Here is a 4,098-nt window from a genome sequence, read left to right on the forward strand (position 1 = left end):
GGTGCGCCCATTCTTCGGTCCATGTAATAATCCCCACGTCGGCAAGCGCGATCCGACCCGGTTTTAAACCCCGAGCAGCAACATAGCATTTGGCCGCGTACAGACCTAATGGCCAAGACCCGACACGACGAATGACGAGGTTACCTTCACGAGGGCGGGATTGTCGTAAGGAGATGTCCGCCTCGCGGCGATCCAAATTCACCAACCCCATCCGTGTCGTAAGCTCCAGCGCAATCTTAGGATAGCTGCACTGAAATTGCGCCAAGTTGGGCGCGATGAACGCGGCTGCCATGTCTTCTGCCGATGCGACGCGAACTGTTCCCGTCGGGCGAAGATCATGACCCGCCGATGTTCGTTCAATTGTTAATACCGTGCGCTCGATCTCCTCGGCCGCAATGCAGATCGTTTTACCTGCTTCCGTCAAAGCATATCCGCTGGTTTTTCGATCGAACAGCCGCGTGTTCAGTCTATTTTCAAGAGCCATAATTCGACGGCCGACAGTTGCCGCGCTCGTTTTTAACCGCCGAGCGGCCTCTGTTAGGCTTCCGGTCCTGCTAACTGCAAGGAAATGCTTGAGATCATCCCACTCCATGCCGCTTTCATTTTTGAAAAGCGAACCTGCAATTATTTGTGTAGTTCACCTCAATCGCAAGGTCTAGCTTTAGTGCTCATGCCATGCAGGGGGGGGCAATGAACAGAACGGCTCGACTGGTTTTCGCTTTCTCGGTGAGCTTGGCCGGTGCAGCGCATGCGGCGAACGACGGGAGTTATCCGGAACGTACCGTACGGATTTTGGTCGGCTTTCCGCCCGGGGGCCCTCCGGACTTTCTGGCTCGCGAATTTGCGCAGAAGTTTTCGGCTGCGTCCGGAAAGCCAGTTATCGTGGAAAACCTCACGGGTGCGGGTGGGAACCGTGCCACCAATAGCGTCGCCAAGGCCGCGCCGGACGGCTACACGCTTGCAATGACCGGCTCACCTTCGATTGTCATTAGCCCCGCTTTGGAAAAACTGCCGTACAATCCGATAACCGATCTGGTCCCCATTTCTGAACTGGTAATTACTCCCATTATTTTGGTGGTTCCGAGTGACCTCCCCGTGAAAAGCGTTCAGGAATTGCTTGCGCTAGCTCGATCGCGACCTGGCCAGCTTACGTTCGGCTCTGCCGGGGCCAGCACGCCAGGCCACATTGCTGGTGAATTGCTCAAATCAATTTCGCAAATCGACATTCGCCACGTCCCTTACAAGGGAATACCACCATTGTTACCAGACCTGCTGTCAGGTCGAATCAGCATGTCGTTTACAAACATCTCTGCAGTGCTGCCGCTGCTTCGGGAGGGCAAATTGCGAGCCTTGGCAGTTACTTCATCGCACCGCTTGGCATTTACCCCAGATATACCGACGCTGGCCGAGTCCGGCTTTCCAGGTTTCGATATTTCTCCTTGGGTTGGTTTGATGGCGCCGGCCAAAACTTCGCCGAAGATAATTGACGCGCTGTACAAAGAGATCATGGTCGTGTTTAAAAAGTCCGATGAAATAAAACGTGTTCAAGGGCTGGCGATGGAGATGGTGGTAAATTCTCCCCGCGAATTCTCCATGAACGTTGCGAAAGAGCTGGATCAATGGGCAAAACTCGTCCAGCAAGCGGGGATCAAGTCCAACGAATAGCGATGCTAGGCGCCTTCGCAATGACAAATACCTTATTTCCCAAACACACGGCGCCGATCGCCGCCTTGCTTGGCTTCGTTTTTGCGATGTTTTCGCTCGACTATTTTGAAGGGTACATGGCCAAGGCCGGAGTTCTAGCGGCCTGCACACTATGGGGCATTCTCACGGGCGCCGCCATTGGCCGTTCGATTCCAACAGCATAGTCCCCTTAAACCTTGCGCATTGTGTGAGCGTGCTAGAGATCATGGACAAGAAGGGCAGTCCCCGCCACCAAATACAAATTGGTGTGCAGCACAGCAATTGAACGGCAAGAAACGTCGTGCTGGGTCACTTTCGAAGCTTCGGCGATGTCTCCTTTAGGTCAGCTTAGCCCCCGATAGCGACCGACAAAGCGGACATTCAAGGACCTTAGGCCTTTTACACGCTCCATTCGGCGATCGCGTTGCAGTAAGCAACTGATTTGGTCTTCGACGACGGCATTGCTCCTCGCCGTTGGCCAGTTCTTTTCCACGCAACCGACCTGGTCAGCCCGCTCGACGACGTCGCGTCGCGTGGCACTGTTCGGAAAATGACTGTTCTTTTTACAGTGCCGGATGGTCCGCGCGAGGAAATCTGCCAAAATCAAGCCAAAATCAAAGACGTCGCTGGTTGCTTCAGCCATCGAAAATCGAACAGTTGAATCTCGCACAGGCAAGTTTAGAGCCGCTGGGTCACGCACCGGACTGAGTGCGCTTCGCGAGCCGGCCCCCAGGGGTACGCCGAGAGCCGCGCATGCAGATGGTGCACGAAGGTGTCCTCGTCGACCCGCCCTTTCGGGTAGATCACGTCGACGCGGGCGCGACCCGCACCAAGAGTTTGCCGAAATTTTCACCGCGCAGGAGGCCGATAAGGGCGCGCGGGGTGTTCTCGAGGCCCTCGACAATGTCTTCGCGATACTTGATCCGTCGCTCGCCGACCCAGGCGGAGACATCGCGCACGAAATCCCCATAGCGCGCAGCGAAGTCGGAAACGATGAATCCGCGAAACGTCAATCGCTTGGTCAGGATCGCTCGCATCAAGTGCGGCAGTAGAATCGGGCCAGGCGACAACGAAGTGGCATTGTACATTGAGATCAGCCCACACACCGGAATCCGGGCAAACGGATTGAGCAGTGGGAACACCGCCTCGAAGACAGCGCCGCCGACATTCTCGAAATAGACGTCGATGCCCTTCGGGCAAGCTGAGGCAAGACGGGCGGCGAGATCGGGCGCCCTGTGGTCAATGCAGGCGTCGAAGCCGAGCTTCTCGATTACGAAGCGACATTTGTCGGGTCCACCCGCAATGCCAACTGCGCGGGCACCCTTGATCCGCGCGATCTGGCCGACGACCGAGCCGACCGCACCCGACGCTGCCGCGACCACCACGGTCTCGCCAACAGCGGGCTTGCCGATCTCGAGCAGCCCCACGTAGGCGGTCATGCCCGGCATGCCGAGGACGCCGAGCGCAGCCGAGATCGGGGCGCGCCCGGGGTCGACCTTTTGCAGGCCGGAGCCATCGGACAGCGCATAGGTCTGCCAGCCGGTACGGCCCACCACGATGTCGCCCTTGGCAAAGCGGGGCGCGTTCGAGGTAAGTACTTCGCTGACTGTGCCGCCCTCCATGACGTCGCCGATGCCGACCGGCTTGGCATACGACGGCGCATCGCTCATCCGGCCGCGCATGTACGGGTCGAGCGAAAGCCACAGCGTGCGTAGCAGCATCTGACCGGGGCCGGGTTGCCCGATAGGCAGTTCTTCCAACCGAAAATTCTCTAACGTCGGTGCCCCGACCGGCCGCGAGGCGAGAACAATTCGTTGAGTGGTTTCAGTCGTCTGCAAAATCGTAATCCCTACTTTACCTTTTCGATCGCCTGCCACACGCGATACAGCGTGCAAAGCGTATCGATAAGTCGGATGGTGCAAAAATCGTCGGCGCGTGTCACGGCGTAAGCACCTGGCCAGTCTTCGATCGTAGATTTTGTCCTCCATCAGAAAGCAAGTAAGTCCAGAGTGTCTATAGACGATCACTCTCCAAGCACTTGCCGCCGGTGCTCGCCTCGCATCTCGTCGGCGATGCTCATCGGCGATAAGCGCAACAGCTCGGCAAAGGGCGCGTGCGGCCGGCATGAGCGGCACGCAGTTCAAATGAGGATCATCTCAATCCCAATGCTGGGATTGCATGCTACCGTCAGGCCCCAATAAAAAGGTCCGGCAGCGGGAAGACGCCTACCCGGTCTGCGGTATCGTCAGCATCGGCCCGGGGGATGCAATCGTGCTTGAGGGAGCGAGCGGCGAGTTGTTTGCGGCAGTGGTTGGAGCGAACGACGCCATCGCCTGCACGAGCTGATTGTTCGCCGACACCGCGCCGGACGGCGGATCGGCGGCAATGCCGGCCACCGACCATTCGTTGCCAACC

Annotated in this window: 6 protein-coding genes; 2 read left to right on the plus strand and 4 right to left on the minus strand. The window is 57.7% G+C overall.

Annotated features, from left to right (window positions below; all coding sequences use genetic code 11):
- Nucleotides 1–592: LysR family transcriptional regulator (locus WB528_RS25390; protein ID WP_423891881.1), on the minus strand; the 592-nt coding region annotated here is incomplete at its 3' end.
- A gap of 98 nt (nt 593–690) precedes the next feature.
- Here WB528_RS25390 and WB528_RS25395 point away from each other — a divergent pair.
- Both WB528_RS25395 and WB528_RS25400 read left to right on the plus strand, forming a co-directional pair.
- On the plus strand, nt 691–1,665 hold the full coding sequence (locus WB528_RS25395; protein WP_423891884.1) for a Bug family tripartite tricarboxylate transporter substrate binding protein: 975 nt from the start codon (nt 691–693) through the stop codon (nt 1,663–1,665).
- A gap of 20 nt (nt 1,666–1,685) precedes the next feature.
- On the plus strand, nt 1,686–1,868 hold the full coding sequence (locus tag WB528_RS25400) for a hypothetical protein (RefSeq protein WP_423891886.1): 183 nt from the start codon (nt 1,686–1,688) through the stop codon (nt 1,866–1,868).
- Between the two features lie 158 nt (nt 1,869–2,026).
- On the opposite strand, the gene WB528_RS25405 is transcribed toward WB528_RS25400, so the two are convergent.
- The 3 genes from WB528_RS25405 to WB528_RS25415 all read right to left on the minus strand — a co-directional run.
- Nucleotides 2,027–2,326 carry a hypothetical protein gene (locus tag WB528_RS25405; RefSeq protein ID WP_423891888.1) on the minus strand — a complete coding sequence of 100 codons (300 nt, stop codon included), beginning with the start codon at nt 2,324–2,326 and terminating at the stop codon, nt 2,027–2,029.
- A gap of 160 nt (nt 2,327–2,486) precedes the next feature.
- Complete coding sequence (locus tag WB528_RS25410; protein WP_423891890.1) at nt 2,487–3,521, minus strand: NADP-dependent oxidoreductase; 1,035 nt, start codon at nt 3,519–3,521, stop codon at nt 2,487–2,489.
- A 387-nt stretch (nt 3,522–3,908) separates the two neighbouring features.
- On the minus strand, nt 3,909–4,098 hold a 190-nt coding region (locus WB528_RS25415), incomplete at its 5' end, for a hypothetical protein (RefSeq protein ID WP_423891892.1).

Source organism: Bradyrhizobium sp., from assembly GCF_049586575.1.
Lineage (GTDB): Bacteria > Pseudomonadota > Alphaproteobacteria > Rhizobiales > Xanthobacteraceae > Bradyrhizobium.

What these genes read in the sequence shown, in the direction of transcription:
- WB528_RS25405 (WP_423891888.1), bottom strand. Translation starts at nt 2,326, where the DNA reads ATGGCTGAAGCAACCAGCGACGTCTTTGATTTTGGCTTGATTTTGGCA.
- WB528_RS25400 (WP_423891886.1), top strand. Translation starts at nt 1,686, where the DNA reads ATGACAAATACCTTATTTCCCAAACACACGGCGCCGATCGCCGCCTTG.
- WB528_RS25395 (WP_423891884.1), top strand. Translation starts at nt 691, where the DNA reads ATGAACAGAACGGCTCGACTGGTTTTCGCTTTCTCGGTGAGCTTGGCC.